Consider the following 25,727-nt stretch of genomic DNA (forward strand, 5'->3'; position numbering starts at 1 on the left):
AACAATTGACAATGGAATATGAAATTTTTTCAATATTTCTTTAATTATTATGTAGCTTCATTATTGAAACATATATAATGCATTTAAATTATAATTTGAAAAAACTTTAAAAAATTCAGCATTAATTTCAATTACTCTTTAAAAATAACTGTAAAAGACAGAAACTGTCTATTATTAATTAATGTAATATATATTATAATTTATACGATTTTTTACCACCTTGCAATTATAACATATTATTTATGTTTATATCTACCTCTTCGTTATTTTTATTACATATTTAATTTCAAAAATTATTCTTCCAGCCAATATCTAAATACACAATTAAACGCAAATTTTTCAGAATATGTTCTGTATTTATCAAATATATATAAATATATTAATTGTGTGAAGTGATTTTATTTTGTTATGTTCTATTCTATATAATCTATGCAGTTTTATAAATTCTCCATATTTACATTCTACTTCTGATACATCAGATATATCTCATTTTCTATGTAAGGACATCTATGATTCAATAAATGAAAGATTAAATTTTAAAATAGCCTTGAATAAAAAAAATAATTTTCCCATTGAACATTTTAAATTCTCTTTTAAATACAAAATATTAGAGCAAAATTCAAATCTAATAAAAGTTCATCTAACCATCAAAAATTCTTTCATTTTTAATCCATCCATAAGTGATATTCACTCATGCTCTAATAATGATTATGTAGTAATCGCTGAATATACTCTAAAATCCAATCTAAAAATATATGCTCTCATTTCAAAAGAAGAAAATCCCATTATATTTAATTCCATATTAGAAAAAAATTTAGATACAATTGAGAATATTCTCCCATTAAATACAAGCAATATTCTAAACATTGATTTAATAAACAATATTTTTAAAAAAGAAAACATTTTAAAGAAATATGATGCAAAAGAATCTTTAAGATTTTCTAATTTTAATGTGGACAACGCTTGCAGCTATGCTGAAAAATTTGCACTCACTCCAAATCCAGAGTATATTTCTTATGAAAAAAACGGCGGAGACTGTACCAATTTTGCATCACAAATACTTTTAGCAGGCGGATTAAAAAAGACCTATACATGGACTCCATATTCAAACGCTTGGCTTCGTGTTGAAGAACTGTACTCATATCTGTTATATAACAAACTTGCTTACAGAGTTAATGATAAGTCTTCAGATCTTAAAAGAGGTACACTTATACAGTTTAATATACCACAAACAGGACGTTATTCTCATACAGGATTTATCACTCATAAGCTTTCCAACGGAGAATGCCTATACTGCTGTCACACATATAACAAACTCAATTATCCTTTGAGTTATATATATCCAATATTATATCCTGATTTACGAGGACTTAATTTTTATTAAAAATTGACTTTTTATTAAACAAACTACTATACTGGAAATTTTGAAAAGATTTCATCCTTAATCGTTTTGTACATTACAAATACAATATATAATTACAAAAATACGGATATATTATGAATCCATAATATATCCGTATTAATCAAAATTCTTTTTTATTAAATATGAAGTTAAATTAAACTGTTATCTCACTCTTTATTTTTAATGCTTCCTGATTTGCATCAATTATTGGGTTAACATATTCATCTATAAATTCTACAACCTGGCTTGGTGCTCTTCCTACAAATTTAGCAGGATCAATTATTCCTAATATTTCTTCTTTTGTAAGTCCAAATGAATCATCATTTATAATTCTATCTATTAAGTCATTATCTAAGCCTTCACCTTTAACTCTCTGAGCTGCTGCCATTGAATGAACTCTGATTTTTTCATGTAATTCCTGTCTGTCTTTTCCTCTCTTAACAGCTTCCATCATTATATTTTCAGTTGCCATGAATGGTAATTCTCTTTGTACATGAGAAGCTATTACTTTATCATATACAACCATGTTTTCAGCAATATTTATGTATAGATTTAAAACTCCATCTAAAGCAAGGAATCCTTCTGCTACTGATAATCTCTTGTTTGCAGAATCATCTAATGTTCTTTCAAACCATTGTGTACCTGCTGTTATAGCTGGATTTAATGAATCAACTATTACATATCTTGATAATGCACTTATTCTTTCACTTCTCATAGGATTTCTCTTATAAGCCATTGCTGAAGATCCTATCTGATTCTTTTCAAATGGTTCTTCCATTTCCTTCATATTTTGAAGAAGTCTTAAATCATTACTGAATTTATAAGCACTTTGTGCTACTTCTGATAATGTATTTAAAACTATAGAATCAAGTTTTCTAGGATATGTCTGTCCAGTAACTCCAAAACTCTTTTCAAATCCCATTTTTTCTGCAACAATTTTATCCAAAGCTTTTACTTTGCTTTCATCGCCATCAAATAATTCCATGAAACTTGCCTGAGTACCAGTTGTTCCTTTAACACCTCTAAGCTTTAATTTTGATAATACAAAATCTATATTTTCAACATCCATAACTAAATCCTGCATCCAAAGAGTTGCTCTCTTACCAACTGTAGTAAGCTGTGCAGGCTGGAAGTGTGTAAATCCTAATGTAGGCATATCTTTATATTCTATTGCAAAATTCTTTAAATGATTTAATACAGTAACTATCTTGTTCTTGATTAAATTCAAGGCATCTCTCATAATTATTACATCTGTATTATCTCCAACATAACATGATGTAGCTCCAAGGTGAATTATTCCTTTTGCATTTGGGCATTGAAGACCATAAGCATATACATGACTCATAACATCATGTCTTACTTCTTTTTCCCTCTTAGCAGCATCATCATAGTTTATATCATTCACATGAGCTTTTAATTCATTAATCTGCTCATCAGTTATATTTAATCCAAGCTCTTTTTCACCTTCTGCTAAAGCAATCCATAACTTTCTCCAAGTTGAGAATTTCATGTCATCTGAAAAAATATAACTCATTTCTTTAGATGCATATCTTGAGTTTAAAGGTGTACTATATAAATTTCTCATTAAAAAACCTCCACACGAATATATTTTATCGTTTTCTTTTCATCATTCGTATTATAACATACTTTACAAAGTTTTGTGTAGTATTTTATTAATTTCTTTGCAGAATTATATATAAAATCCTTATAATTTTATTTTTGTTATTATTGATTTTTTTCAGCATATAATATATAAATATCAATTTACAGAAAGGATGTTATATAATGTGCAAACTGAACATATTTGATAAATTGTCTTTTTTACTTGTCTTGATAGGATCAATTAACTGGGGTTCTATTGGTCTTCTTAATTTTAACATAGTAAATTTCATATGTATGGGTATTCCTGTTTTGGAACGCATTATTTATATTATTGTCTGCATAAGTGCTCTAAATCTTATCTCTCTTCTTTTCAGGTGTAATATAATTAACTTTAGCAATGACTAATTTATATAAACAAATTTCAAACCTGTATTTCTTAAATCTTCAAGCCATCTAATTGCAATATCAAAACCACTTGAACAACAGATTTTTTCATGCTGTGCATTTGCTCAACATACTAGATTCCATAATAAAAGGTTCCATATTTATAATATGGAACCTTTAAAACTAAAAATATTAGTCTTCTAAATTTTCAACTAATTTTACGATTTCTTCTACTGCTAAAGCTTCATCATCACCTGAAGCAACAACTTTAATAGTAGCATCTTTAGTTACAGCTAAAGATAAAACTCCGATTAAGCTCTTAACGTTTGCTTTCTTACCATTGTATTCTATGCTAATGTCAGACTTAAATCCAGAAGCCTTTTTAACTAATAATGTAGCTGGTCTAGCATGAAGACCTGAACCGTTTTTAACAACAACTTCTTTTTCTATCATTATATACACCTCTTTACAAAAAAATTAATAAATATAGCATTTAACTCTTATAGTATAAACGTTTTTATGAATAATTTCAACTTAAAATTTACGTATTTTCAATTTTATTGGCTCTTATACTTATCTAGGCTGTACTATTAATTTTATGGCTGTCCTTTCCTCTCCATCTATCTTAATATCGGTAAACGCTGGAATACATACTATATCTTTTCCACTTGGCGCAACGAAACCTCGTGCTATTGCTATTGCTTTTACCGCCTGATTTATTGCTCCTGCTCCAACAGCTTGAATTTCTGCAACATTTTGTTCTTTTATTATTGCTGCCAAAGCTCCTGCTACTGAGTTTGGGTTTGATTTTGTTGATACTTTTAATACTTCCATTGTTATTCCTCCTAGAACTTTATTAATCGTTTACATTAATTATATTCTATATTTATAGAAAAAATCCTTTTTTTCTATAAATATATATTCCAATTAACAATAGCTACTGACTGGTGAAATCTTTTCAAGATTTCTTTAATACTATGTAGTTTTATTATTGAAACATATATAAATAAAATTCAAAAGCATGTCAAAACAATAAAAAAAGTAAAGCACATCCTGAAATTCAAAATATACTTTACTTCTATTCTCTTTTACTTTGCAAAATCCACTGCTCTAGTTTCCCTAATAACATTGATTTTTATTTGTCCTGGATATTCAAGTTGTTCTTCGACACTCTTAACTAAATTATGTGCTAATTCAATTGTACCAATGTCATCAACTTTTTCTGGTTTAACCATAATTCTAATCTCTCTACCAGCTTGAATGGCATATGACTTTTCTACACCTTCATAAGAATTTGCAATTTCTTCTAATTTTTCCAACCTCTTAATGTATGCTTCTAATGTTTCTCTTCTAGCTCCTGGTCTGGCTGCTGATATTGCATCTGCCGCCTGAACTAAAACAGCTTCTAGAGACTGCATTTCTACATCTGAATGATGGGCTGCTATTGCATTGATTACTAAAGGTGATTCGTGATACTTCTTAGCAAGATCTCCTCCGATTAATGCGTGAGGACCTTCCTGTTCCTGATCTACGGCTTTACCTATATCATGCAGCAATCCCGCTCTTTTAGCTAGAGCAACATCTAAACCTAATTCTGAAGCCATTAAGCCAGCTAAATATGAAACTTCTATGGAATGTTTTAAAACATTCTGACCATAACTAGTTCTATACTTTAATCTACCAAGAAGTCTGATAATTTCAGGATGTAATCCATGTACACTGGTTTCAAGGGCCGCTTGTTCCCCTTCTTCCTTTATACTGCTTTCAACGTCCTTAGTTGCTCTTTCAACCATCTCTTCGATTCTTGCTGGATGTATTCTGCCATCCACTATTAACTTTTCTAGTGCCATTCTAGCAACTTCTCTTCTTATTGGATCGAAGCTTGATAAAATGACTGCTTCCGGAGTATCATCTATAATTAAATCAACTCCTGTTAACGTTTCTAGGGTTCTAATGTTTCTTCCTTCTCTACCTATAATTCTACCTTTCATCTCATCATTCGGTAGGGCAACAACGTGTACAGTTGTCTCTGACACATGATCCGCAGCACACCTTTGGATTGCAGTAGTTATTATCTCTCTAGCTCTCTTGTCTGCCTCTTCCTTTGCTTTGCTTTCAACATCTTTAATCATCAAAGCAGCATCATGTGTGATTTCTTTTCTAATTTCATCTAAAAGAATTTCACGAGCTTCTTCACTAGAAAGGGCTGAAACTCTTTCAAGCTCTGCTCTTCTTTCATTATAAAGTTCCTGTACCTTTGCTTCTACTTGATCTACTTCAAGCATTTTGTCATTAATTGTTTGTTCTTTGCTTTCTAGAAGTTCACCTTTTTTATCAAGGGCTTCTTCTCTTTGAATTACTCTTCTCTCAAGCCTTTGAATCTCATTTCTTCTGTCACGAGATTCTTTATCAAAATCATTTCTTAATTTGTGAAGTTCTTCCTTAGCTTCAAGTATTGCTTCTTTCTTTTTAGCTTCAGCATCTCTTTCCGCTCTCTTTACAACTTCTTCTGCTTCTCTTTCAAGCGACTCTACTTTACTTTTTGAAGTATTTTGAACCGACTTATAAACCACTATTCCTAATACTGCTAATATAACGATATCAGCGAGTATCATTAACGCTAGTTGCACTTAAACACCTCCTAATTTAATATTTCTCATTTATCTTAATAAGAAAGTAAGTAGGTGTCATACTCTTCTCACTGCATTTGGAATATGATAAACCAGTATTCCTTCTTATTCTATATGAAAAATAAAAATATGTCAAGTTTGCCCATATAATACTTATTTACTTCATAATCCTTTTTTGTACTTTTCTGTAAAAAGCAGAATCATTACATTAATCCTAATTACTGCTATATCTAGTATTACTTTTCAATTCAACTAGATATTCAATCATTAGCTTTATGTAACAATTCTGCTCCTATATTTTTAAAAATTATTTACTTTTCATTTGCACTTTCTTCTGCTGTATCTACAGCTTCTTCACTTGCCGCTTCAGCAGTTGGCATTGCTTCTGCTGGTGGAAGCTCATATTTTGCTCTTATCTGATTTTCTATATCTAAAGCTATTTCTGGATTATCTCTTAAATATACTTTAGCATTTTCTCTTCCCTGTCCTAATCTTATATCTCCATATGAGAACCATGCACCGCTCTTTTGAACTATTTCTTCTTTAACACCTACATCTACTATATTACCAGTTCTTGATATTCCTTCATTATACATGATATCAAATTCTGCTTGTTTAAATGGTGGTGCCACCTTATTTTTCATTATCTTTACTCTTGTTCTGTTACCTATTATAGAATCTCCTTGTTTAATAGAATCTATTCTACGTATATCCATTCTTACAGATGCATAGAATTTCAAAGCTCTTCCACCTGTAGTTGTTTCTGGTGATCCAAACATTACACCAACCTTTTCCCTTAACTGATTGATGAATATTGCAACACAATTAGTCTTATTTATTGTTCCAGCAAGTTTTCTTAATGCCTGTGACATTAATCTTGCTTGAAGACCTATATGGGAATCTCCCATTTCCCCTTCAATTTCAGCTTTAGGAACCAACGCTGCAACTGAATCCACAACTAAAACATCTATAGCTCCTGAACGAACTAATGCTTCTGCTATTTCAAGACCTTGTTCTCCTGTATCTGGCTGAGATATTATAAGGCTTTCAACATCTACTCCTATCTTTTGTGCATAACTTGGATCAAGAGCATGTTCAGCATCAATATATCCTACTGCTCCGCCTTTTTTCTGTGCTTGTGCTGCTATGCTTAGTGCTACTGTTGTTTTACCTGAACTTTCAGGTCCATATATTTCAATTATTCTTCCCTTTGGTACTCCGCCTATGCCAAGAGCTATATCTAAATCAAGACATCCAGTTGATATAGCATCCATATGATTTACGTTATGATCACCTAATTTCATAACTGAACCTTTACCGAACTGCTTTTCTATGTTACTCATAGCACTTTCAATTGCTTTCAGCTTTTCTGCATCTATCTTTGCCATAATATTACCATCCTCTCATCGAACTAATGTTCTGTATGTATTAATTATAGAATAATTATTATACATAGTCAATAATTATTCCAATAAAAATTCCTTCTTTATTTTATATTTAAAGAAGGAATTATTTTAAGTCTATCCAATTATGTCCTGTTTTAAACAAGTATTTTAATTTTATTTTTCTGTAGATAAAGCTTCTTTATTATGCTTAAAATACTCATATCCAGAAATTATTGTTATTATTACAGCTGCCATAAGCATTATTGATGGAACAACGTCAAAAAACTGCCTCCACATATTATTAGTACTTACAAGCTTAGTTAAATAAGCAAAATCTCCAATATTAACCTTTAGCAGTAATAAACTTATCGCTATTATCTGTATAACTGTTTTTATTTTCCCCCACCAGCTGGCAGCAATTACTTTTCCTTGTGCTGCTGCTATAGATCTAAGACCAGAAACTGCAAATTCACGTGCAATTATTATAACAGCAGCCCATGCAGGAACTATATGCAACTCAACTAAAGATATAAGTGCTGCAGTCACAAGCAATTTGTCAGCTAGAGGATCCATAAATTTTCCAAAATTAGTTATCTGATTTCTGCTCCTTGCAATATAACCATCTAGTTTATCCGTTATTGATGCAATAATAAATATTGCTGTAGCTATTGTACTACTATATGGTATTATATCCTTTCCAGCAATAAATATTAAAAATACAGGAACTAATATTATTCTGATTAAAGTCAGTTTATTTGCAAGATTCATCTGCCACAACTCCTAGTAAATCATAATCCATACTCTTTGTTATCTTTACCTTAACAAAGGTACCTTTTTCAAGACTATCGTCACATTTAAAAAATACATCTGCATCTATTTCAGGAGCCATTTCATAGCTTCTTCCACGGTAATCTTCTCCATCATATCCTTCAACAAGAATATCATATATTTTACCAATTTTCAATTCATTTATTTGTTCTGAAATATCTTTTTGTAAAAGCATCAATTCTTTTTCTCTTTCTTTTTTCACCTCTTCATCTATCTGTCCATTCATCTTTGCAGCTGGAGTATTTTCTTCTTGAGAATATGTGAACACTCCTACTTTTTCGAGTTTATATTCTGTTAAGAACTCTTTTATTTCATTAAAATCTTCTTCTGTTTCCTGAGGAAATCCTACAATAAATGTAGTCCTTATTATAATTCCAGGAATTCTATCTCTTAATGTATCAATTTTTTTAATTATGTCTTCCTTAGTAGTCTTTCTTCCCATAAGCTTTAAAATATGATTGCTTATATGCTGTATTGGAAGATCCAAATAATTTACAACTTTATTATTTTGAGCTATTTCATCAATGAGTTCATCATATATTTCTTCTGGATAACAATATAAAATTCTTATCCATTCTATACCTTTAATTTTAGATAATTCTTTTAATAATTCATGAAGATTTTTCTTTCCATATATATCGCTTCCATACATTGTAGTATCTTGAGCTATCAATATAATCTCTTTAATGCCATGAGCTGCAAGATCTTCAGCTTCTTTTATTATATTCTCCATCTTTCTGCTTCTAAATTTTCCTCTTATTTTAGGAATTATACAATATGTACAGAAATTATTACATCCCTCAGCAATTCTTATATAGGCACTTCCTTTTTCAGTCGTGAGAATTCTTTTTCCTTCATTTACACCTTCATCTGTATAATTAACAAGATTCTCCGATTTTTCACTTCCATTTATAAAATCTGTTATTACAGAATTTATCCTGTCATAATCATTTACTCCAAGCATAAGATCCAATTCAGGAATAAGACTTCCAAGTTCTTCACTATATCTTTGGATAAGACATCCAGTAGCTATAAGAAGTTTACATTTATAATTTAATTTATAATCTGCCATTTCAAGTATTGTATCTATTGATTCCTGCTTTGCACTTTCAATAAATCCACATGTATTTACTATTATTATATCCGCTTCTTTAGGATTATTTGTTATTGAATAGTCTCTGCTCATATTCCCTAATATTATTTCAGAATCAACTCTGTTTTTATCACAGCCTAAACTTACTATACCGACTTTATATTTATTGTTTTTCTCTTTTATCTTAACTGGATCTTTAACAATCTTCAAATTATTATCACTCAAACCTTAAGTCCTCCTATGTTTTAATAAAATTAATTATAACAAATTAAAACTCTTTTTTACAAGACACTATTTATTATACAATTAATTTTATAATTAAAAGTTAAATTATTATTAAAACTTGCCAATTAAGCAAAAATCATTTCTTGATTTTAAAATTTAATTGGCATTAATTATTATCTATTCTTTCTGATTTTTTTCATTCATAAGCTGTTCTTTGGTAATCAACACCTGTCTAGGTCTGCTTCCATCTTTTTCAGATATTATATGTCTTTCCTCAAGCTGTTCCATTATTCTGGAAGCTCTATTAAATCCTACTCTCAGTTTTCTTTGTATAAATGAAGTTGATGCCTGTTGGAATTCTACGACAATATTTATAGCTTCATTTAAAAGTTCATCAACATCATCATTGCCAGAATTATTACTTGAATTTCCAGAATCAGCTGTAGAATTTATATGTTCTATTATATCTTCTTCATATGAAGAATTTTCTCCTTGTTCACTTTTTATAAATGATACAACCTGCTCAACCTCTTCTTCTGAAATAAAACATCCCTGTACTCTTAAAGGTTTGCTTTCACCAACAGGATAATAAAGCATATCTCCTTTTCCAAGAAGTTTTTCAGCACCAGAGCTATCAAGTATAGTCCTTGAATCTATCTGAGAAGAAACTGCAAATGATATTCTTGAAGGTATATTAGCCTTAATAACACCTGTAATTACATCTACTGATGGCCTTTGAGTTGCTATTACAAGATGCATTCCTGCTGCTCTTGCCATCTGTGCAAGTCTTCCAATATAATCTTCAACATCATTAGGACATACCATCATCAAATCTGCAAGTTCATCTACAATTATAACTATATAAGGCAGTTTCTGTTCTATTATTCCCTTATTATATAATTCATTATAAGATTCCATATTTCTTACACCCATATCAGCAAAAAGCTTATATCTATTGGTCATTTCATTAACAGCCCAGTTTAATGCTGCTGCCGCTTTTTTAGGATCTGTAACAACAGGTATCAAAAGATGTGGAATACCATTATAAACATTAAGCTCAACAACCTTTGGATCAACCATAAGAAGTTTAACTTCATTTGGATCATATTTATAAAGAAGACTTATTATAAGTGAATTTATACATACACTCTTACCAGAACCTGTGGCCCCTGCAATAAGGGTATGAGGCATTTTACTCAAATCTCCCACAACACATTTCCCTGATATATCTTTTCCAAGGGCAAATGCAAGTTTCTTCTTAGATTCAATAAACTCATCATTTTCAAGAACTTCTCTTAAAAATACTGCTGTCTGCTTCTGATTTGGGACTTCTATTCCTACTGCTGCTTTTCCTGGTATAGGAGCTTCTATTCTTATTCCTGATGCTGCAAGGCCTAATGCAATATCATCTGCTAAGTTTACTATCTTGCTTACCTTTACTCCAGGACTTGGCTGCAGTTCAAATCTGGTTACAGAAGGCCCTTTTGTAACCTGGTTGACTTTTGCATCTACTCCAAAATTAGATAATATCTCTACAAGTTTTCCTGCATTTTCTATCAGTTCCTTTTTATCGCTGCTATTCAACTTTGTATTAGAATTCGTCTTTAACAATTCAAGACTTGGATAAACATATTCTCTCTCTTCTTTTTGTTCTTCCATAACATTTTGAATTTCTTTATTTACAACATCCTTTACATCCTCATCAAGTTTCTCTTTTTTCTTTCTGTGGATATCTTCTTTCTCATTTGACATTTCTGGTTGATTTTTATTTCTTTCAGACTTGTCAAGAAAGCTATCAATATGAATATCCGATGAAACTTCAGGATTTACACTTTCTTCATTTGTATCATCCTCACTAAGATTTTTCATAAAATCTAAAATTTTTATCTTCTTGTCAACTTTAGAAAGAAGTTCTCTGCTGCTTCTGTCCGCTTCATCATTTCCCGTCTTGTCAACAATATTAATAAAGCTTCCTTTATCTTTATTTCTCTCTTTTTCTAACTTAGGAATACGCTCTATCCTTTCTCTTCTGCTGGTTTTAATTTTTTCTTTAGTGTTATACGCCTTTATTCCAAGGTCATATAAAGTTATATCAAAAATTAACGTAATCGAAATTACTGAAAAAGTAAATAAAAGTACATATGTGCCTAAAAAACCCAATAATCTATATAATGGATAGCATATAAGATATGATAGAATTCCTCCATGAATAAATTCTGTTTCTTCATATATTATTCCCTTAAAATTTTCTATAAAATCATCTGGAGTATATGATCCTTGTATATTTAATGTTCCACATACAAGCATAATAATAAATACCATCATTGTAAGACCTAGAAAGCACTTATTTAATTGAATATTTCCCCTTGTCTTTATATACTCAAATCCAAAATATATTAAATAAACAGGCAATGCATATTTTCCAACTCCTATTGCTCCACATACTATTGTTTGAGCAACTTTAGAAAGAGCACCAGCAAGATCTGTATATATAGCTATAGCAAGTATAACTCCTGTAGCCATATATATTATTCCTGTAATATCTGGATTGCTTTCATTTTTGGCAGAAGCCTTTCTACTTTTACTTCCCTTTCCTCTGGTTTTCGTTTTCGCCAACTTTAATCACCTCTTTCTTTGTTACTATTCTATAAAACATAATTATTCCCTTTAATAAGATAACACTAAAAGTAAAATACGACTATAGTTTTTTTCTATAGTCGTACAATTTTAATTATTATATTAATGTATCTTTATAAACAGTCATTAATTCTTTAGCATCTCTTCGCTATTGGTGTTCCGCTAATCAATCTCTTAAATAATATTAAAAATTCTTAAAACAAAATTTCCATGCAATTATATTTAATTATCTATTCTTTTTTATAAGCTCTTTTAACTTTTTCATTGCTTCACTTATTCCACCAACAGAATCAATAAGTCCACATTCAACAGCCTGTTTTCCAATAAGCATTGTTCCAACATCATTTAATAAATCATTAGTCTGCAGCATAAACTTTTCTAAAGTTTCTTCTTTTATATTTGAAGTCCTCACAATAAAATCATTTATTCTCTCCTGCATCTTTTTAAAGTACTCAAATGTTTGTGCAATTCCTATTACAAATCCATTCATCCTAACCGGATGTACAATCATTGTTGCTGATGGAGTTATGAAAGAAAAATCTGATGAAGTTGCAAGAGGTACTCCTATTGAATGGCCTCCTCCTATAACTATGGATACAGTAGATTTTGACATACTATTTATCATTTCTGCAATTGCAAGGCCAGCTTCAACATCACCACCTACAGTATTTAAAACAATAAGCACTCCCTTAATATTGTCATTTTGTTCTATATCAATAAGCTGTGGAATTATATGTTCATATTTAGTTGCTTTTGTCTGAGGCGGAAGGACCGAATGACCTTCTATCTGACCTATTATTGACAATACCACAATATCCTTATTAGTATTTGTTACTGCTGTATTTCCCAATTCTTTTATCTCTTTAATTTTATCTTCAGCTTCAGAATTTTTTTCTTTATCTTCATTTTTCAAATTACTTTCCAAAAAGTCCTTTTCCATAAAAATTTCCTCCTATGTACCCTGTTTTTTTTATTCTGCACATATGATTAAATTTTTATACAAATTTGCCTATTATATTTTATCAAAGTATGTTCAAATTTTAATTTTCCAAACACACATATAATATAATTACTTTACAGCTTCAACAGCCTCCAAAAAATCTAAATCATGAGATATAATCATAAATGCTCCTTTAAATCCCCTTAAATATTCTGAAAGCCATTGTACATGTTCTTTATCTAAAAAGTTAGTTGGTTCATCAAGTAATAATATATCAGGATTCTGTAACAAAAGTTTTGCCAGAATAACTTTTGCCCTCTGGCCTCCACTTAATTCATTTAACTTATTGTCATATCCAAGGGCATCAATTCCAAGACCTGTTACTACTTTTTTTATATATTTTACATTACAATATTCTGAATCAAATTCTTGTCTATTCATATTTTCTTTCTCCTCGCTATAAATACCTTTTAACTATAAATAAAGTCATATTACACATTATAACATTTTTTCACTATTTTGTAATAAGGTATTATTAAAGAAAGACATACTGTCAAATTGAAAATTATGACTACAATTTACTGATTTATTTTATATCAATCATTCTATCTTTATAATAATACATTTTATCTCTTTCACTTATTTTTCTAAGAACTTTGCAAGGATTTCCTAATGCTACAACATTATCTGGAATATTTTTTGTTACAACACTACCTGCCCCGATAACAGAATTTTCCCCAATTTTTATACCTGGGAGAATAATAGCACCTGCACCAATCCATACATTATTTCCAATATAAACCGGTATATTAAACTGTGCCGCTTTTAAACGAAGCTCTGGATTAATTGGATGTCCTGCTGTTGCAATTGTTACATTAGGTCCAATCATAACGTTATCCCCAATAAAAATATCTGTATCATCTACAAGTGTCAAATTGAAATTAGCATAAACATTATTTCCAAAATGAGTATTCCTTCCCCAATTTGCATGTAATGGTGGTTCCACATAACAATCTTTTCCAACTTCAGCCAGAAGCTTTTTTAATATTTCATTTCTTTTTTTCATTTGAGAAGGACGTGTATTATTGAAATCATATAATATATCTAAACATTCTTCTTTAATCAAAATCATTTTTATTAATAATATTATACAAATTACTAATTTCCAATAAATTTTAGTATTTTATCAAAATTTATTGTCCTGCATTTTTATCTGGCAACTGTGCTAAGATTATTGCTCCGAAAACAAGACAACATCCTATAAATTCTTTAACAGATAAAATTTCCCCAAGTATAAGCCATCCAGACAATGCTGCAAAAACAGATTCCAGACTCATTATTAATGTGGCAAGAACAGGACTTGTATATTTCTGCCCTATTATTTGAAGAGTATATGCAACTCCAGATGACATTACCCCAGCATACAAAATAGGACTATATGCATTTAATACATCTGCCACTTGTGGATGTTCAAAAATAATCATTGGAATAATTCCTAAAATACCTGCAACAAAAAATTGTATACATGACATCCTCACTCCATCTACAAAAGATGAGTACTTGTCTATTATGAGTATATGTATCGAAAAAAGAAATGCACATATTAGGACAAGAAAATCTCCTTTGCTTATTGAAAGACTTTCAGTTATACACAATAAATAAAGACCCACAAGAGAAATTATTACACTTATCCATACTTTTTTTGATACTTTTCTCTTAAAGAATAATCCTATCAAAGGTACTATAACTATATATAATGCCGTAATAAATCCTGATTTTCCAACAGTAGTATATTTTATTCCAATTTGTTGAAAACTACTTGCTGCAAATAAAGCTATTCCACATAAACATCCTCCAGTAATTAAAGTTTTTCTATCAACATTTTTTATCTTTGACTTTTCATTTTTATTAACTTTATCCAGTATATAGATGCATGGAATTAGAAATAATCCTCCAATAATATATCTAGATGTAATAAATGTAAATGGCTCCACATAATCCATGCCAACACTTTGTGCAACAAAAGCCGTTCCCCATATAAGTGCTGTAATCATAAGCATTATATTTCCCTTTAAGTTATTCTTATCCATTTTTTCCTCCTAAAGTAATAACTATATACAACTTATTATAACATCATTTTAAATATTTTTCTTTAAAATAAATAAAGAGATAATTTAAATTTGTAAAATCATCTCTTTAAAACACTTGATTCATTGCTAAATTTTTCAAACTGCTTATAATCTTCTATTACTAAATTATTTGACTGCTATTCAGCTACATTTTCAATGCTAATAAATGTTTATAATTGCAATAAACACATTTTTTCTCTTTCAAATTAATCAAAAACATTTTTTTCAATTCTTAAAAAATATTAAAGATAATTAAAAATCATTATCTGAATTTAAATCTAATACATATCTCAATTCAAATAATTCTGTATCCATAATTTTAGAACGATATTTATCTTTATTATATTTAAAGCCAGATTTTTCATAAAATCTACGTGCATTTTTATTTTTATCTAAAACCCACAAATAACAATTTTTAAAGCCTTTATCTACCATATCACTTATAGCAGAATTTATGAGTTTTCTTCCTAAACCTTTTCTAAAATATTCAGGTTTCATATAAAAAGACCATATTTCTCCATAATCAGGAAACTTATCATCACGTGACTTTCCATATGAAATCGCTCCTGCTGGTTCATCATCTAAATATATGAGTTTCACTTTTAATATTCTTTCTCCAATCCATTTTTTGAACTTTTCCACCCAAAAATCATCTTTCAAATTTTTAAGATATTCATCTGGAACAATTCCTCTATAAGCATGTTTCCAGCTTGACGCATATATTTTACTCAAAATTTCTGCATCTTTTTGTTGTCCATTTCTTATCAATATATTGCTCATTTTTACCTCCTCAATTTTTTTATTATTATAGTGAATTCCTAATTTTTCTTTAAAATATAATTTCCTATTTTAAACCCATATCTCTCATAAAAAGCTAAAACATCATTGTTATTATAAACAACATTTATCTTTATATCTGTTACTTTACTATCTTCAAACCACTTTAATGTATTTTTCATAAACTTTCCACCAAAACCATACTTTCTATAATCTTCTTCTATAAAAAGAGATTCAATTTCACCACTACCATTTTCAATAGAACTCAAACAATATCCTGCATATCTGTTATTTTCATCATCATATAGTATGTACAATTTTATTTCTCCCGTTTTTGATTTTTTAACTACCCCCTCCATTCGCTTTTCAAATTTATATGTTTCAAATCTTTTTTTAAAGTTAACTGACTTTTCTAAGTGAAGTAAATTAAGCTGTTCCCACAAAGGTTTTATCAATCTAATATCATTTATTCCCTTTTCAATTATTTTCATTCTTATCCCACTTACCCTCTTTCTTGTATCTAAATATTAAATTGTCTCTATAAATTTTTATACATTAATATGAAATACTTTTACAATTAATACTTATTATACCATTTATTTTGTTAACTTCAACAATTCATTCAAAATCATTTGCTTAAAAATTTTTTTAAATCAATCTGTATTTTTAGTAAAACATGGATAAATAAAAAATGCGTAGAAATTTCTTTCGAAAAAACCACGCATTGTATAAAAATAAATTTTTCAATCTGTTATGAAATACAACCTACTGAAAATGCTTTATGCAATATATTTATAGCACTTACAGCATCTTTAGCATGAACAAGACACCATATAGTCATATGAGAATCTGCTGTCTGGAGAACTTCAATATTATTTTCATTAAGTGATTTTATTATTCTTGCCATAACTCCTGGTGTTCCTTTCATTCCAGCACCTATAACTGCAACTTTGCTACATTCTTCAATCAGGCTGTATTTAAAATTATCCTTTTTTAATAATGTTTCTACAATTTCTTTGTCTGCTTTATTTATTGTAAATATCTGATTATCCGGAAATATGTTTATGAGATCTAGACTTATCTTATTAGCTGCAAGAACTTCAAGTATGCTATTGTATTTATCATTTCCAGAATTATCATTTCTATTAATAGAAACCTGTATTCGATCTCCCTGACTTGTTATTCCTGACATTATTCTCTTATTTTTTCTGTCACCAAAATTATTTATCAATGTTCCTCTGCAATCATTCATAGTATTTTTTATCATAAGCGGAATATTACCTTCCATAGCAATTTCAACAGCTTTAGGATGAATTACTTTTGCACCTTGATCTGCAAGCTGAAATACTTCATTATAACTTATTACATCTATTAAATCAGCATCTTTTACTATTCTAGGATCTGCTGTCATAATTCCATCAACATCTGTATATATTTCTATCATAGAAGCGTTTAGTGCAACTCCCAATAATGATGCTGATGTGTCACTTCCACCTCTTCCAAGAGTAGTAAGATATCCATCTTCAGTGGCTCCCTGAAATCCAGTTATTACAGGAACCATTCCTTGATTTACAATTTCTAGTATTCTCTTAGGATTTACTTTCATGCATCTAGCATCTGTAAAATTACTATCCGTTGTAATTCCAGCCTGCCATCCTGTAAGTGGAACTGCATTTATTCCTTTATTATATAAATCATTGCTCATTACTACTGAGCTTATAGTCTCACCACAACACATGAGCAGATCCTGAGCTAATCTGTTTGCATTTTTAAAATCTTCATTTACAAGTGATAATAAAGTATCAGTAGCATAAGGTGCTCCTTTTCTTCCCATTGCAGATACAACTACAACAGGACTGTACCCGTCTTTTAAAGCTCCCTTTACCTTTTCAATTACTTTAGCTCTGTTTTCTTCAGTAGAAACTGAAGTCCCCCCAAATTTTTGTACAATTATTTTCATTATTGTTCCTCCCAAAATATTGATGTTCAAATACTAATTTTTATTTTCGGTAGTTCCAATAAATATTATAATACTTATTCTCTGTTTTTTTAATTTTTCACTATATATTTTAAAATTCTTTTATATTTTGCTAAATACTTTTAAAAATTTTTAATTATATTTAGATAAATTATCAAAATTTCAATTTACAATTTAACTCTTTTTATATTTTCATCATCAGCATCTAAAATTATAGTCTTTGAACCAATTTTTTTCACACAATCCCATGGTATTTCTAAAAAATCCTTACTACTGAAAAAATTAAACTTTCCTCCATTCAAATTCACTATAAGGTATTTAAAAGTTCCTTCATCATCGATTATTAAATCATTATTTATAAGATAATCATATTTCTCACCATCATTAATATTTATCATTTCATATTTTTCTATATCACTAAGATATTTTATGTTACTTTCTTCTTTCATAAAAAATACCTCCTTTATCTCATATACATAATATGAAATAAGAAGGTATTTTATTACTATTGCACAGATAATGCAATTTTTTAATTTATATTTCTATTTTCCCCTGACTATCTGAATTGTCATAAGCCATTGTATTTTTCAATATAATTGAATCAAGTCTTTCATAATCCACATCCTGACCTACATAAGCAGCATTCAAAAGACCTTTTCCAAAACATTTATCAAGAACATATTGAATATCATCCTTATTTATTTTATCAATAGTTTCAATAACAAATTCCTGTGTTTTTACCTTATTTCTAAAAAGATAACTCTTTGCATTTGCAAACATTCTTGAGCTTGTGCTCTCAAGACCTAGAATATAGTTTGCTTTAATCTTTTCTTTATTGATTTCAAGCTGTCTGTCGGTTATTCCATTCTTAACAAACAGAGATAATTCTCTATCTATAACCTCCAAAGCCTTTTCTCCATAATTTTTATTCAATCCTGCATAAATATTAACTGTTCCAACACCTTGAAAAGGCTGTAAATACGAACCTATAGAATAACATAATCCAAGTTCTTCTCTCACTTTCTGGAATAATATAGATGATGCCCCTCCTCCAAATACATTATTCAATATAACAAGAGGATAATTATATTCATCTCCATATGGAAGCCCTTTAAGTCCAAGTGATATATGAAGCTGTTCTATTTCCTTTTTAGCATATTTTGAACCGCTTTGTATTTGAATTTCTTCGTATTTAGGTTTATATACAGTTTCACTTTTCCACTCTCCAAAATTCTTTTCTATAAGTTCTCTTAATTCCTTGTCATCAAATTTTCCACATACTGAAATAACTGAATTATAAGGAGTATATTTTTCCTTTATAAATTTAATTATTTTCTCTTGTGTAAATGATCTTACCAAATCAGCTGTCCCCAATATAGGATTCCCAAGTGAACTGTTTCCAAAACATGCTTCTGAATGAGCATCATCAAGAACATCTTCTGGAGAATCCTGGCTCATATTTATTTCTTCAATAACAACGCCTTTTTCTTTTTCAATCTCTTCAGGATCAAATTTTGAATTAAGAAGTATATCAGAAAGTATATCCAATGATAAATCTAAATGTGTATTAAGTGCTTTAACATAATAGCAAGTGGCTTCTTTGCTTGTAAATGCATTTATCTGCCCACCTACATTTTCAATCTCTTCCATTATCTCTTTTGAAGTTCTTTTTTTTGTTCCTTTAAAAAACATATGCTCAATAAAATGAGAAATTCCATTAATATCATTTTTTTCGTTTCTTGAACCATTCTGTACCATAACACCAACACTTATGGAATTTAAATGTTCTATTTTCTCTGTTACAACTCTCAATCCATTTTCAAGGGTGTACATATTAAACATTGCATCCTTCCTCCTCTATCACATATTATCTAATATCTAATTACATTATTCCCAATTTTATAATCACATATTAGATAAAAAAAAGGCAATTAAAATTGCCCTTTATTTTTCTTCCTTCTTTTCCTGATTATCAATCGCATCTTTTCTTGAAAGATTTATTCTTCCTTGATTATCTATTTCAGTAACCTTGACTAAAATTTCATCTCCAACAGAAACAACATCTTCTACTTTTTCAACTCTTTCTTTAGCAAGTTTTGAAATATGAACTAATCCTTCTTTATTTGGAAGAATTTCAACAAAGGCTCCAAATGTAGTTGTTTTTGTAACTTTACCTAAGTAAACTTCACCTACTTCAACTTCTTTTGTTAATCCTTCAATTATCTTTTTAGCAGCATTTACACCTTCATGATCACTTGAACTTATAAATACTGTTCCATCTTCTTTTATATCAATCTTAACACCAGTATCAGCTATTATCTTATTGATAACCTTACCGCCTGTTCCGATTACATCTCTTATCTTATCAGGATTTATAGTCATCACTTCAGTTTTTGGTGCATATATAGATACATCTTTTCTTGGTCCAGGCATACACTCATTAATTTTATCTATAATTTTAAGTCTTGCTTTTCTTGCATCTCTTATTGCATTTTCAACAACATTAAAGCTGAATCCTTGAAGTTTTGTATCAACTTGAATAGATGTTATACCTTCAGTTGTACCTGCAACTTTGAAATCCATATCTCCAAAGAAATCTTCGATGCCTTGAATATCTGTTATTACTTGTTCTTTAGTTAAATCGTCAGAAGTTATCAATCCCATTGCAATACCTGCTGCTGGTCTCTTTATTGGAACTCCTGCATCTAATAATGCTAATGTAGAACCACATACAGATGCCTGTGATGTTGATCCATTAGAACTTAAAACTTCTGATACTAATCTTATTGTATAAGGGAATTCTTCTTCTGATGGAATCAATGGTTCAAGTGCTCTTTCAGCTAAAGCTCCATGTCCAATTTCTCTTCTTCCTGGACCTCTTAAAGGTTTTACTTCTCCAACACTATATCCTGGGAAATTATAGTGATGCATATATCTTTTAGATTGTGTTTCATCAATACCATCTAAAATTTGAATTTCACTAATAGAACCTAAAGTAGCTACAGTCATTACCTGAGTTAATCCTCTTGTAAATAAACCTGTACCATGAGTTCTTGGAAGTATTCCAACTTCACATCCTAAAGGTCTTATTTCATCAAATGCTCTTCCATCTGGTCTTCTCTTTTCGTTTAAAAGCATATTTCTTACAATCTTCTTTTGAGTTGTATAAAGAACTTCTTTTATGTCAGCCATATTATCTGGATATTTTTCAGCAAATTCTTCATTAACTTTCTCGTTTACTGCATCTATTGCTGCATTTCTTTCATCTTTATCCATGATATACATTGCTTCCTTAACCATATCAAAAGAAAAATCTTTTACTTCTTTTTCAAGTTCAGGATCTACTTTATATAATACTGGTTCATCTTTTTTCTTTCCAAATTTAGCTACAGCTTCTTCTTGGAAAGATATTATTTTCTGACATTCATTAAAACCATATTTTATGGCATCAATCATTGTATCTTCTGGTATTTCATTACCACCAGCTTCAATCATCATTACTTTTTCTTTTGTAGCACATACTGTTAAATGAAGTATGCTCTTTTCTCTTCCTTCACTATCTGGATTAGTAACTAATTTACCATCAATTAATCCAACTTGAACTGCTGCTGCAGGAATTGTATAAGGAATACTTGATAAGCATAAAGCTAATGATGCTGCATTTATTGCTAATATTTCAGGAAGAACATCCTTTTCTACAGAAACTACTGTAGAAACAACCTGCACATCATTTCTATATCCTTTTGGAAATAAAGGTCTTATTGTTCTATCAACAGCTCTTCCATTTAAAATAGCTTTTTCAGATGGTCTTCCTTCTCTTTTTATAAATCCACCTGGAATCTTACCAACTGCATATAGTCTTTCTTCATATTCAACACTTAATGGGAAGAAATCAATTCCTTCTCTTGGTTCTTCTGATGCATTAACATTTGTCATTATAACTGTATCGCCATAACTTGTTAATGTTGCTGCATTGGATAACATACCTATTTTCCCGAATTCAACTTTAAGTTCTCTTCCAGCGATTTCAGTACTTAAAACGTTATTCATAAATTGTACGACCTCCCTTCAGGTTCATCAAAATATTTCATTTTTAGTTTATTTTTAAGATTTTTTAAAATAATAGAGCGGAAAACTCCGCTCTAAAAATTATCTTCTTAAACCTAATTCTTTGATTAAAGTTCTGTATCTTTCAATATCTTGCTCAGCTAAATAGTTTAAAAGACCTCTTCTTTGACCAACCATCATTAATAAACCTCTTCTTGAATGGTGATCTTTTTTGTGAACTTTTAAGTGTTCAGTTAAAGATTTTATTCTTTCAGTAAGTAAAGCTACTTGAACTTCTGGAGAACCAGTATCTCCTTCACTTCTACCATACTTTTTGATTATTTCTAATTTTGTTGCCTTATCCATTATAAGCGCACCTCCGTGTAACTTTTTTTATTATCCCCTAGTTCCAAGTAAAAAGACGGCACCTTTAAACTTAGGATTAGGTTCACGAGTATTATATCAAAAGTAATGCTTATTGTAAACTAAATTCTTAAAGTTGACATATAATTCTCATTATATGCAAAATTTTCATCCTTCTGAAGCTGAGACTTCAATTGTTCTATACCATTGAATTTTTTCTCATTGCGGATTTTTTTCATAAAAAATACTTCTATATTGTCACCATATATGTTTTCATTAAAATCTAATATATAAGTTTCTATTGTAAGTTTTTTTCCTGCAACTGTAGGATTATTTCCTACTGATGTTATTCCCTTATATATAATATTATTTACCCTAACATTAGTATAATATACACCTACTGCTGGCAAAATAGATTTTTTATCATAATTCAAATTTGCTGTAGGAAATCCAATAGTTCTTCCAATCTTCCTTCCATGCATTACTTCTCCAGAAAGCATAAAAGGACGACCAAGCATTTTATATGCTTTATCTATATCACCATATTCTATTGCTTCTCTGATTCTTGTACTGCTTATTGTTTCATTTTCATAATTACATGGTTCCATTATGAAAAGTTGAAACCCATAATTTTTTTGAAACTTTTTCAAAAGATTTATATCTCCCATATTTCTATATCCAAATTTATAATTAAATCCAACAACAATACCTTTTGCATTAAATTTCTCTATTAAGAATTTTATGAATTCCTCTGGAGTCATTTTCATAAACTCATCATCAAATTCCTGAAAATACAGCATATCTATATTACACTCTTCCAGAATCCTTGCTTTTTCTTCATTACTCATAAGAAGTTTTGGAGCATCGTTCTTATTAAGAACTGCCCTAGGATGATTTTTAAAAGTATAAACTATACTTTTCCCTCCATTTTTCTCAGCTTCATTACGGACCTTACGTATTAGTGAAAGATGGCCAAGATGTAATCCGTCAAAACTTCCAAGAGCTATATAATTGTCAGAAGTCTGTATATCCTTTAAATCTTTATCTGTAACAATCATTTTCTTACTCCTAAATCAAAGCAATAATTTTTCAATTTTGAAGCCTCTGTCTTCCTGTTTTCCGAGACCTATAAACAAACCATCAGTATCATAAACCCTGTATAATACTCCCTGTTCTCTCTTTTCATTAGTAAGTCTTCTATCAAATACATTTACACCATTTCTTAACAGCTTTGTAAAAGAACTATTTACAATAAGCTTCGGAAAATTGTCCAAAGCTTTTTCCATTGTTATAAGATGATTTTCTATATTTTCTTCTGTAAGTTCATCAATATTAATACTATCTGCTTCATTAAAAATAGAAGTCGAACATCTATTAAGCATAGTCATTACTGCACCCGTATTAAGTTTTTCACCAATATCATAACACAAACTTCTTATATATGTACCTTTGGAACATGTTACAGTCATGGTTATATATGGAAGTTCCATCTTTATGTCTGTTATGTTATGTATCGTAATCCTTCTTGCTTCTCTTTCAACTTCTATTCCCTGTCTTGCAAGATCATAAAGTCTTACTCCATTCTTCTTGAGTGCAGAATACATTGGAGGCACTTGATCATATTCACCCACAAAACTTAAAACTACATTCATAGCTTCTTCTTCTGTTATATGCGAAGCATCTTTTTCTTCTATAACTTCACCTTCAAGGTCATATGTAGTTGTCTTTTTCCCAAGAAGAAGTCTCACCTCATATGACTTTGAAGCATTCATTATATAATCTATTATTTTAGTTGCTTTTCCTAAAGCTACTGGAAGAACTCCTGTTGCTTCAGGATCTAAAGTACCCGTATGTCCAACTTTTTTTTCGTGTGCCAGAAATTTAATTTTTCGTACTACATCAAAGGAAGACATACCCTTATTTTTATACACATTCAATATTCCATTCATATATGCACTTCCTAATTTTATAATTCCATTTCTTCTTTTAGTGCTTTCAATAAATTTTCCTTTGCTTTTTCAATATCAATATTTTTCTGCATAAGACCTGCTGCCTTAACATGACCGCCACCGCCAAAAATTTCTGCTACTTTTCTGACATCAACATCATTTTTTGATCTTAAACTGCTCTTTGTGCCTTCTTCAACTTCTTTTAAAAGAAGTGATACTTCAACACCTTTTATGCCAAGACCCATAGAAATAATATCTGAAGTATCTACATTTGGAAGATTAAAACTTTCAAGCAATCCTTTTGGTATGGAAAGAACTGCCACTTTATTATCTAAAACAAGTTCCATATTGGATAATACTGTTCCCATTAGCTTGATTTTTTCAAATGGCTTGTTATCAAACAAACTGCTGTGTATTTCACTATTTTTTACTCCACACTCTATAAGTTCTGCTGCTATTAAATGGGTTCTTTTTGTAACATTGGAATGCCTAAATGAACCTGTATCTGTAACAAGACCTGTATAAATTCCATTTCCTATAGCTTTTATATTGTCATTTTCTTGTTGTAAATCTATATTAAACTCTTTTATAAGCATATATACAATTTCACATGCTGCTGCTGCTTTTGAATCAACAAAATTGATATGGCCATAATTTTCATTTGATATATGATGATCCATGTTAATTATAGTTCCTTTATAATTGCTTAAATCAGCACTTATTCTTTCTACATTCCCACAATCCAAAACAATAACCAAATCAGTTCTTTTATCAGGTTCTGTTATTTCTCCATTAATTTCTTCACTATATAAAATGTAAGAGAAGTTATCAGAGATAACGTCTCTTGAAATTACATATGAGTCCTTTCCCATATATCTTAAGGCATTCAACAGAGCCAATGTGCTTCCTATAGCATCACCATCAGGTGATGTGTGAAATGATAATCCAATTCTACTTGCTTTTAATATTGCTTCTTTTATTAAACTCAAACTCATTATTTCTTACTACTTATCTTTTGAATTAATTCATCCATATGCATACCATAATTTATAGAATCATCCAATTCAATAATTATTTCAGGACAATGTCTTAAGTTTATCTTCTGTCCTACAGTCTTTCTTATAAATCCACTAGCACCCTTTAATGCTGCAAGATTTGTTTGCTTTTCTTCTTCATCATTGCAGAAAATGCTAACATATACTTTTGCATATCTTAAATCCTTAGTAACCTTAACATCTGTAACAGATATCATGGCTGTAAGTCTTGGGTCTTTTATCTCATTTTGAATCAAGCTGCTTATTTCTCTTTTGAATTCTTCGTTGATTCTTCCACCTCTGTAGTTTGCCAAATCTATCACC

General features: G+C 29.8%; 25 protein-coding genes. 2 read left to right on the plus strand and 23 right to left on the minus strand.

Annotated elements, in window-relative coordinates; genetic code table 11:
• Positions 1–403 precede the first annotated feature (403 nt).
• The gene (locus tag Q0F58_RS01295) at positions 404–1,384 is read left to right on the plus strand and encodes an amidase domain-containing protein (RefSeq protein WP_294371439.1); all 981 of its coding nucleotides are present in this window, start codon (positions 404–406) and stop codon (positions 1,382–1,384) included.
• 172 nt (positions 1,385–1,556) lie between these two features.
• Here Q0F58_RS01295 and purB read toward each other — a convergent pair whose 3' ends face one another.
• The gene (gene purB, locus Q0F58_RS01300) at positions 1,557–2,987 is read right to left on the minus strand and encodes an adenylosuccinate lyase (RefSeq protein WP_294371440.1); all 1,431 of its coding nucleotides are present in this window, start codon (positions 2,985–2,987) and stop codon (positions 1,557–1,559) included.
• Between the two features lie 200 nt (positions 2,988–3,187).
• On the opposite strand from purB, the gene Q0F58_RS01305 reads away from it, so the two are divergent.
• Complete coding sequence (locus Q0F58_RS01305) at positions 3,188–3,409, plus strand: DUF378 domain-containing protein (protein ID WP_294371442.1); 222 nt, start codon at positions 3,188–3,190, stop codon at positions 3,407–3,409.
• A 171-nt stretch (positions 3,410–3,580) separates the two neighbouring features.
• Here Q0F58_RS01305 and Q0F58_RS01310 read toward each other — a convergent pair whose 3' ends face one another.
• From Q0F58_RS01310 to rbfA, 22 genes are all read right to left on the minus strand, one after another.
• Complete coding sequence (locus tag Q0F58_RS01310; protein WP_294371445.1) at positions 3,581–3,841, minus strand: HPr family phosphocarrier protein; 261 nt, start codon at positions 3,839–3,841, stop codon at positions 3,581–3,583.
• 120 nt (positions 3,842–3,961) lie between these two features.
• Entirely contained in the window at positions 3,962–4,222 is a 261-nt protein-coding gene (locus tag Q0F58_RS01315) for a stage V sporulation protein S (RefSeq protein ID WP_294371448.1), read from the minus strand.
• 254 nt (positions 4,223–4,476) lie between these two features.
• Entirely contained in the window at positions 4,477–6,018 is a 1,542-nt protein-coding gene (gene rny / locus Q0F58_RS01320) for a ribonuclease Y (protein WP_294371451.1), read from the minus strand.
• 311 nt (positions 6,019–6,329) lie between these two features.
• A complete protein-coding gene (gene recA / locus Q0F58_RS01325; protein ID WP_294371453.1) occupies positions 6,330–7,406 on the minus strand; it encodes a recombinase RecA in 1,077 nt (358 codons plus the stop codon).
• 171 nt (positions 7,407–7,577) lie between these two features.
• Positions 7,578–8,171: a CDP-diacylglycerol--glycerol-3-phosphate 3-phosphatidyltransferase gene (gene pgsA / locus Q0F58_RS01330; protein ID WP_294371456.1), complete on the minus strand. Its 594-nt coding sequence runs from the start codon at positions 8,169–8,171 to the stop codon at positions 7,578–7,580.
• A complete protein-coding gene (rimO, locus tag Q0F58_RS01335) occupies positions 8,155–9,549 on the minus strand; it encodes a 30S ribosomal protein S12 methylthiotransferase RimO (RefSeq protein WP_294371459.1) in 1,395 nt (464 codons plus the stop codon). The genes pgsA and rimO overlap by 17 nt, the downstream gene beginning before the upstream one ends.
• A 177-nt stretch (positions 9,550–9,726) precedes the next feature.
• Positions 9,727–12,165, minus strand: a complete 2,439-nt coding sequence (locus Q0F58_RS01340; protein ID WP_294371462.1) for a DNA translocase FtsK — start codon at positions 12,163–12,165, stop codon at positions 9,727–9,729.
• A gap of 247 nt (positions 12,166–12,412) precedes the next feature.
• Positions 12,413–13,126 carry a ClpP family protease gene (locus tag Q0F58_RS01345; RefSeq protein ID WP_294371465.1) on the minus strand — a complete coding sequence of 238 codons (714 nt, stop codon included), beginning with the start codon at positions 13,124–13,126 and terminating at the stop codon, positions 12,413–12,415.
• 129 nt (positions 13,127–13,255) lie between these two features.
• Entirely contained in the window at positions 13,256–13,567 is a 312-nt protein-coding gene (locus Q0F58_RS01350) for an ATP-binding cassette domain-containing protein (protein ID WP_367118141.1), read from the minus strand.
• Positions 13,568–13,712: 145 nt separating this feature from the next.
• A complete protein-coding gene (locus Q0F58_RS01355; RefSeq protein ID WP_294371468.1) occupies positions 13,713–14,258 on the minus strand; it encodes a sugar O-acetyltransferase in 546 nt (181 codons plus the stop codon).
• A gap of 61 nt (positions 14,259–14,319) precedes the next feature.
• Entirely contained in the window at positions 14,320–15,216 is an 897-nt protein-coding gene (locus Q0F58_RS01360) for a DMT family transporter (protein ID WP_294371472.1), read from the minus strand.
• A 291-nt stretch (positions 15,217–15,507) separates the two neighbouring features.
• Positions 15,508–16,035, minus strand: a complete 528-nt coding sequence (locus Q0F58_RS01365; RefSeq protein ID WP_294371475.1) for a GNAT family N-acetyltransferase — start codon at positions 16,033–16,035, stop codon at positions 15,508–15,510.
• Between the two features lie 38 nt (positions 16,036–16,073).
• On the minus strand, positions 16,074–16,523 hold the full coding sequence (locus tag Q0F58_RS01370) for a GNAT family N-acetyltransferase (protein ID WP_294371477.1): 450 nt from the start codon (positions 16,521–16,523) through the stop codon (positions 16,074–16,076).
• 260 nt (positions 16,524–16,783) lie between these two features.
• On the minus strand, positions 16,784–17,992 hold the full coding sequence (dapG, locus tag Q0F58_RS01375) for an aspartate kinase (RefSeq protein WP_294371479.1): 1,209 nt from the start codon (positions 17,990–17,992) through the stop codon (positions 16,784–16,786).
• A gap of 185 nt (positions 17,993–18,177) precedes the next feature.
• Positions 18,178–18,459, minus strand: coding sequence for a YlmC/YmxH family sporulation protein (locus tag Q0F58_RS01380; RefSeq protein WP_294371482.1), 282 nt, complete (start codon positions 18,457–18,459; stop codon positions 18,178–18,180).
• An 85-nt stretch (positions 18,460–18,544) separates the two neighbouring features.
• Positions 18,545–19,852, minus strand: a complete 1,308-nt coding sequence (locus tag Q0F58_RS01385) for a pitrilysin family protein (RefSeq protein ID WP_294371486.1) — start codon at positions 19,850–19,852, stop codon at positions 18,545–18,547.
• A gap of 102 nt (positions 19,853–19,954) precedes the next feature.
• A complete protein-coding gene (locus Q0F58_RS01390) occupies positions 19,955–22,060 on the minus strand; it encodes a polyribonucleotide nucleotidyltransferase (protein WP_294371490.1) in 2,106 nt (701 codons plus the stop codon).
• Between the two features lie 99 nt (positions 22,061–22,159).
• On the minus strand, positions 22,160–22,423 hold the full coding sequence (rpsO, locus tag Q0F58_RS01395) for a 30S ribosomal protein S15 (protein WP_293977550.1): 264 nt from the start codon (positions 22,421–22,423) through the stop codon (positions 22,160–22,162).
• Positions 22,424–22,542: 119 nt separating this feature from the next.
• Complete coding sequence (locus Q0F58_RS01400; protein WP_294371493.1) at positions 22,543–23,478, minus strand: bifunctional riboflavin kinase/FAD synthetase; 936 nt, start codon at positions 23,476–23,478, stop codon at positions 22,543–22,545.
• A 15-nt stretch (positions 23,479–23,493) separates the two neighbouring features.
• Positions 23,494–24,369, minus strand: coding sequence for a tRNA pseudouridine(55) synthase TruB (gene truB, locus Q0F58_RS01405; protein WP_294371495.1), 876 nt, complete (start codon positions 24,367–24,369; stop codon positions 23,494–23,496).
• 17 nt (positions 24,370–24,386) lie between these two features.
• A complete protein-coding gene (locus Q0F58_RS01410; protein ID WP_294371497.1) occupies positions 24,387–25,364 on the minus strand; it encodes a bifunctional oligoribonuclease/PAP phosphatase NrnA in 978 nt (325 codons plus the stop codon).
• Positions 25,364–25,717, minus strand: coding sequence for a 30S ribosome-binding factor RbfA (rbfA, locus tag Q0F58_RS01415; RefSeq protein WP_294371499.1), 354 nt, complete (start codon positions 25,715–25,717; stop codon positions 25,364–25,366). The genes Q0F58_RS01410 and rbfA overlap by 1 nt, the downstream gene beginning before the upstream one ends.
• Positions 25,718–25,727 lie beyond the last annotated feature (10 nt).

Origin of the sequence: uncultured Clostridium sp. (assembly GCF_934754915.1) — a bacterium.
Lineage (GTDB): Bacteria > Bacillota > Clostridia > Clostridiales > Clostridiaceae > Clostridium.

Coding starts and splice junctions, on each gene's coding strand:
- purB (WP_294371440.1), bottom strand. CDS start 2,987: ATGAGAAATTTATATAGTACACCTTTAAACTCAAGATATGCATCTAAA.
- Q0F58_RS01390 (WP_294371490.1), bottom strand. CDS start 22,060: ATGAATAACGTTTTAAGTACTGAAATCGCTGGAAGAGAACTTAAAGTT.
- Q0F58_RS01305 (WP_294371442.1), top strand. CDS start 3,188: ATGTGCAAACTGAACATATTTGATAAATTGTCTTTTTTACTTGTCTTG.
- Q0F58_RS01410 (WP_294371497.1), bottom strand. CDS start 25,364: ATGAGTTTGAGTTTAATAAAAGAAGCAATATTAAAAGCAAGTAGAATT.
- Q0F58_RS01310 (WP_294371445.1), bottom strand. CDS start 3,841: ATGATAGAAAAAGAAGTTGTTGTTAAAAACGGTTCAGGTCTTCATGCT.
- Q0F58_RS01365 (WP_294371475.1), bottom strand. CDS start 16,035: ATGAGCAATATATTGATAAGAAATGGACAACAAAAAGATGCAGAAATT.
- Q0F58_RS01360 (WP_294371472.1), bottom strand. CDS start 15,216: ATGGATAAGAATAACTTAAAGGGAAATATAATGCTTATGATTACAGCA.
- Q0F58_RS01370 (WP_294371477.1), bottom strand. CDS start 16,523: ATGAAAATAATTGAAAAGGGAATAAATGATATTAGATTGATAAAACCT.
- Q0F58_RS01315 (WP_294371448.1), bottom strand. CDS start 4,222: ATGGAAGTATTAAAAGTATCAACAAAATCAAACCCAAACTCAGTAGCA.
- truB (WP_294371495.1), bottom strand. CDS start 24,369: ATGAATGGAATATTGAATGTGTATAAAAATAAGGGTATGTCTTCCTTT.
- Q0F58_RS01345 (WP_294371465.1), bottom strand. CDS start 13,126: ATGGAAAAGGACTTTTTGGAAAGTAATTTGAAAAATGAAGATAAAGAA.
- pgsA (WP_294371456.1), bottom strand. CDS start 8,171: ATGAATCTTGCAAATAAACTGACTTTAATCAGAATAATATTAGTTCCT.
- recA (WP_294371453.1), bottom strand. CDS start 7,406: ATGGCAAAGATAGATGCAGAAAAGCTGAAAGCAATTGAAAGTGCTATG.
- Q0F58_RS01380 (WP_294371482.1), bottom strand. CDS start 18,459: ATGAAAGAAGAAAGTAACATAAAATATCTTAGTGATATAGAAAAATAT.
- Q0F58_RS01355 (WP_294371468.1), bottom strand. CDS start 14,258: ATGATTTTGATTAAAGAAGAATGTTTAGATATATTATATGATTTCAAT.
- Q0F58_RS01400 (WP_294371493.1), bottom strand. CDS start 23,478: ATGATTGTTACAGATAAAGATTTAAAGGATATACAGACTTCTGACAAT.
- Q0F58_RS01385 (WP_294371486.1), bottom strand. CDS start 19,852: ATGTTTAATATGTACACCCTTGAAAATGGATTGAGAGTTGTAACAGAG.
- rpsO (WP_293977550.1), bottom strand. CDS start 22,423: ATGGATAAGGCAACAAAATTAGAAATAATCAAAAAGTATGGTAGAAGT.
- dapG (WP_294371479.1), bottom strand. CDS start 17,992: ATGAAAATAATTGTACAAAAATTTGGGGGGACTTCAGTTTCTACTGAA.
- Q0F58_RS01350 (WP_367118141.1), bottom strand. CDS start 13,567: ATGAATAGACAAGAATTTGATTCAGAATATTGTAATGTAAAATATATA.